The sequence below is a fragment of the uncultured Nostoc sp. genome (assembly GCF_964247315.1).
Classification (GTDB): domain Bacteria; phylum Cyanobacteriota; class Cyanobacteriia; order Cyanobacteriales; family Nostocaceae; genus Nostoc.
In genome coordinates this window covers 1-5236 of sequence record NZ_CAXTTT010000224.1, presented here as the reverse complement: position 1 = coordinate 5236, position 5236 = coordinate 1, and the positions used below count along the sequence as shown (strand labels likewise).

4 protein-coding genes are annotated in these 5236 nt (G+C 41.6%); 3 read left to right on the top strand and 1 reads right to left on the bottom strand.

What is annotated here, in order from left to right:
* Positions 1–187: 187 nt before the first annotated feature.
* The gene (locus ACFE93_RS33915; RefSeq protein WP_375480410.1) at positions 188–1789 is read right to left on the bottom strand and encodes a ferredoxin--nitrite reductase; all 1602 of its coding nucleotides are present in this window, start codon (positions 1787–1789) and stop codon (positions 188–190) included.
* A gap of 510 nt (positions 1790–2299) precedes the next feature.
* Here ACFE93_RS33915 and ACFE93_RS33910 point away from each other — a divergent pair.
* The 3 genes from ACFE93_RS33910 to ACFE93_RS33900 form a co-directional block, all read left to right on the top strand.
* Positions 2300–2713, top strand: coding sequence for a ubiquinol-cytochrome c reductase iron-sulfur subunit (locus ACFE93_RS33910; protein WP_375480408.1), 414 nt, complete (start codon positions 2300–2302; stop codon positions 2711–2713).
* A gap of 60 nt (positions 2714–2773) precedes the next feature.
* A complete protein-coding gene (locus tag ACFE93_RS33905) occupies positions 2774–4072 on the top strand; it encodes a HEAT repeat domain-containing protein (RefSeq protein ID WP_375480412.1) in 1299 nt (432 codons plus the stop codon).
* 939 nt (positions 4073–5011) lie between these two features.
* Positions 5012–5236 (top strand): hypothetical protein (locus ACFE93_RS33900; protein ID WP_375480406.1); only part of this gene is annotated, 225 nt, incomplete at its 3' end.

The window sequence follows — 5236 nt, the reverse complement described above, 5'->3', positions numbered from 1 at the left end:
GTTGAGCCTTTTAACTCGAAGGTTGAGCCTTTAAGGTTGAAGTATGAGTTTCAATGCCCAATGCCCCTCAAGAGTGCTGAGTACTGAGTTGGAAATCTCGCTTCTTTACTCAGGACTGGGAACTCAGAACGGGCTAAACCCTAGCTTTCCGCTAACGGAACTGTTTTGCCCCATGCCCAATGCCCAATCAGTTACTAACTACTAAGGCTTCTTGTTTGGGTTTTGCCCCAAAGTTTTTGATTAGTAAATCTTGCAATACTGACTGCAAGTCTTCGCATGGTATGCCTTTCATAACACAAGTTCCCAAATGGGCATCTTTGCCGACTTTGCCACCCATATATATGTCAGCGCCTTCGAGGGTTTTGCCATTTTTGCGAGTTTTAGTTCCCATCAAACCGATGTCTGCAACTTGGGGCTGTCCGCAAGAGTTGGGGCAACCTGTCCAATGAATTCGCACTGGATTGGTGAAGGTTAAATCTTCTTCTAAGGCTTTTATCATTGCCAGGGCGCGGTTTTTGGTTTCGATCAGGGCAAAGTTGCAAAATTGTGCGCCTGTGCAAGATACTAGCGATCGCGTCAGCAAACCAGGATTAATCGAAAATCTTTCTAGCAATGTTTCTGTTAAAAATGTTGCTAAACGTGAGTCAGCAATATTGGGTATAACAATGTTTTGCTCAACTGTAAAACGAATTTCGCCAGTGCCGTAAACTTCTGCTAGACGAGCGATTTCAAACATATCTTCGGCAGACAACCGACCGACAGGAATGTGTAAACCTGCGTAATTTAATCCTGCTTGTTTTTGTTTATATACTCCAATGTGGTCGCGTTTTTCCCAATCGATTTCATCTTTTGCTGCTGCGGATATTAATGATTTACCCAAACGGTTTTCTACTTCTGCTCGAAACTTATCTAAACCCCATTCATCAATTAGCCACATCAAGCGCGATTTTTGCCGATTAGCGCGTAAGCCACAATCGCGAAATACTTCCAAAACCGCTCTACATACAGCTACTACATCTTCTGGAGCCACCCAAGCATTCAGAGGAATCGCCGCCTCACAACGTTTAGCTGAGAAAAAGCCACCGACTAAGACGTTAAACCCGAATATTGGTGATTGGGAAAATTCTTGCCCTATCCCCTGTTCTCTGTCCCCTGTCCCCTCCTTAAATGCTGGCACAAAAGCTAAATCGTTAATTTCAGCATGAACTGAATTGTCTCGTCCACCTGCGATCGCAATATTAAACTTTCGTGGTAAGTTGCTAAATTCTGGGTTCCCTTCGCCTTTGTTGGTGAGCATATCTTGAATTTGCTGTATCAACTCTCGTGTGTCGTACAACTCATCTGCATCCAACCCCGCCACAGGATCGCCTGTGATATTGCGGACGTTATCCATCCCTGACTGAACACTGGTTAAACCAACTGTGTGAAATCTATTAAAGATATCTGGTAAATCTTCAATCCTAATCCCCCGTAATTGAATATTCTGTCTGGTAGTAATATCAGCGCAACCATCATCTCCGTAACGCTGCACTACTTGGGCCAAAACACGCATCTGACTACTGCTGAGAATACCGTTAGGCATCCGCAACCGCATCATAAACTTGCCTGGGGTAACTGGACGAAAAAACACGCCTACCCATTTGAGTCGATGATCGCGATCTGTTTCGTTCATCGCCTCCCAACCTAGTGCGGCAAATTTTTCTATCTCACTCTTGATGGCAAGTCCATCTTTTTCTGCTTTTAATTTCTCAAACTTATTAAGGCTAGTGGTAGTTGCTGTATCTGTCATGAGGCTGAATCTCGTTGCAAATTACTGATACGATCGGGAAGTGTGGTGGTAATTGACCAATACCAATCAATCCGTAGTTACATCAGGTGCTGTATCTACGAGGCTTAGGGAATAAAAACTTAATATTTAACTACGGTTGATTATTTTTACTCAAGAACATTCCAGCGCGAAACTTCAAATCCGTGGTTAGTTAAGGAGAATTTGTCGCCATTTACATCTTGGGAATTCGTCAAGCAGGTTTAGATAATGTTCATGTAACAATTTCGATACTCATAACTTAAGATGAGATTTTTGTTAAAATCGTATAAATTGTTACGTTTTTTGGGAAGTTTTGCGAAAACCGCATGAATATTATGCAATATTTGCATTAAAATCACTAATGAACGATGTAGAACCCTTAATCAACGGTATTTGAGATGACTGAAGCAATTTTGGATCGCCATAGATTAATCTAAAATCCAAAATTGAATGGCAGATGTTAACTAAAACTTAGATATTATTTCAGCAGCTATGAAACGTCGTGACTTTATTAATTGGGTAGGTTTGGGTTGGATTGCGAGTTCTCTACCTGTAGCGATCGCAGCTTGTTCTTCTCAAACAACTCCAGCATCTAAAGATTGGCAAACAGTAGGTACATCAGCAGATTTAGATAAAACTGGTCAATTGCTGGCAAAAAACTCACCAGCTGGGCCTGTGTTGGTAGTCGGCACATCTAAAGCCGGAAATCTAACTGCTGTTGACCCTACGTGTACTCATGCAGGTTGCACTGTAGCATGGAAAGCTGAGGCAAAAAAATTCGCTTGTCCCTGTCATGGTTCGGAATATGGAGCTGATGGTAAAGTGCAAAAAGGCCCAGCGACAGAAGCACTTAAAACTTATGCCGCCAAGATTGAGGGTAATTCGGTTGTAGTCAAGCCAACCTAGTGGAGGCAGGAGGCAGGGGGCAGGAGGCAGAAGGTAGAAAATTGATAATTCAAGCAAGATATTGTGAGTAACATCAAACAGCTTTTGGTGCAAGCCGAGGCAGCATACTATGCAGCTGATTGGTCATCACTAATTCAATATTTGCAACAATTAATATTAGGGGCAGACTCGGAACATCCAGAGATAGTTAAAAATCGAGAATATCTCCTGAAATTAACACTTTCCATATTAGAAATGGGGGATTTTCAACAACGCTGGGAAATTACCAAAGTGTTGACTCACTTGGGAAATATTGCCATCCCACCTCTGATTGAGATATTAGAAGATGAAGACGCAGAAGACGAATTGCGCTGGTATGCAGCAAGAACTTTGGGCGAATTTCAACACCCAGAAGCTATCGCGTCAATAGTTAAATTGTTGAAAAATGATGAGGATGAACAACTCAAAGCGATCGCAGCTACAGCACTAGGACAAATGGGTATTGTTGCGATTACTTCACTAACTGAACTTCTAGCAGATGAAGATACACGGCTTTTAGCAGTGCGATCACTTTCCTATATTCGGCAACTAGAAACCATCATACCGCTATTGAGTGTAGTGCAAGATCCACAAGCAGCAATCCGCACGGCTGCAATTGAAGCCCTCAGCAGTTTTCATGACGAACGCGTACCACCAGTATTGTTAAACGCTTTGGATGATATAGCCACTACAGTTAGGCGTGCAGCAGTCCTTGGTTTAGGTTTTCGCCCCGACTTACGCGAAGCCTTAGATTTGGTGACAAGACTGCAACCTAAGCTATACGACTTTAATCTTGATGTTTGTTATGCAGCCGCAGTTTCCCTTTCTCGGATGGGTTGCGATCGGGCAGCCCAGCAATTATTTAAGCTGCTAATATCACCCCATACACCGTTACCACTGCAATTAGAAACCATCCGCGCTTTGGTTTGGGTGGGGACACCATCCAGTTTGGAATATTTGCAAACAGCATTTTATCAAAGCACTTCAGAGAGGCTTTGGCAAGAAATTGTTACTGTTTTGGGGCGAGTGCAAAAACCGGAAACTCCACCAGCTACAGAAATATTATTGCAAATACTGCGATCGCAGCATACAGCCACTGAGATTGCCAGTGTCAAAAGTGCGATCGCCTTGTCTTTAGGACAGTTAGGCGAAATGCAAGCCATTGAACCATTGATTTCGCTGTTAGGCGATTCTAACGTATCGGTGAGACTACATGCGATCGCCGCACTGAAAAATCTGGATGGGGAAGCCACACATCAACAATTGCAGCAGTTAGCAAATAATGATGCAATCACACCAGATTTAAAACAAGGAATAGCGATTGCTTTAGCCGAATGGTAAATTTTAATCTCAACTTTTAATTGCGTAGCATCTCGTTGGCGCAGCCTTTCCTACAGAAGATGAGGAATAAAGTCCTTATTACACACCTTTAATTATTTACGCCGTCCTATTTAACTCCCAACAAAAGTATTCCTTAAGTCTAAAGTAAGACACTCCTAGAGTATGAAGTTATAAGTTCTCAGATGAAATAATATTGTGAAGTATTGTTTCTAGAGTCTCAACCACTAGCAGCATCTAGCTGTTTAAAGTTTTTAGTTCATTTATATCCAAATAACTAAAAACTAATGTCAATAAAGTAATTATATTTACCGAGATGAAAATCCTGCTTAAATTAGCGATCGCTTGTACCTCTTAGGTAAGTCGGTTTATCTAATTACAGACTTTAAAACGTTTTACGCTTATAAACTAACTTAACTTCAATGCCCAATTATTTCCTGCGATATAAGTAGTTTTACTCTTATGGTAGAAGTCCGCCGAAAAAATAACACTTATGCTAGCTAACAACAAAATAATTCATAATAATCCAGTAAAAATGGAATAGATAAAAGTAAATATAATATTTGATTTCTATTTTGAACAAGCGACTTTGTTCGTGGATTCTTAATCCTGAATTAATTACTGTTTATGAGTTATTTTGTTGAATGTGACTAATAGTAAGATGTTGTAGTATTTTCAAATCCTTTCAACATTTCCAGAAGAAGTCAAGTAAAAAACTCCTCAATCTTTAACTATGCCAGAATTTAGCTAATTTAGCAGTGGATTAAAGAGACAATATCGCTTTTGAAAATCAATCAACCACAGAAATCTAGAACATAAAAGGAACCATAAGCATGAAGCCTTTAAATTTATCTAAAGCTGTTTTAGCTACTGTCTTTGCCATCAGTTTTGCTTCTGTATCGTTACCTCCTTCAGTTTTTGCCCAAAGTGGAGGCTCCGGCAGTGGAGGTTCCGGCAGTGGAAGCTCCGGCAGTGGAAGCTCTAGTGGTAGCACTGGCTCAGGTACTGGAACAGGGACTGGCACTGGAACAACGGGTACTGGCAGTGGCACTGGAACAACAGGAACTGGCACTGGAACAACGGGTACTGGCAGTGGCACTGGAACAACAGGAACTGGCACTGGAACAACGGGTACTGGCAGTGGCACTGGAACAACAGGAACTGGCA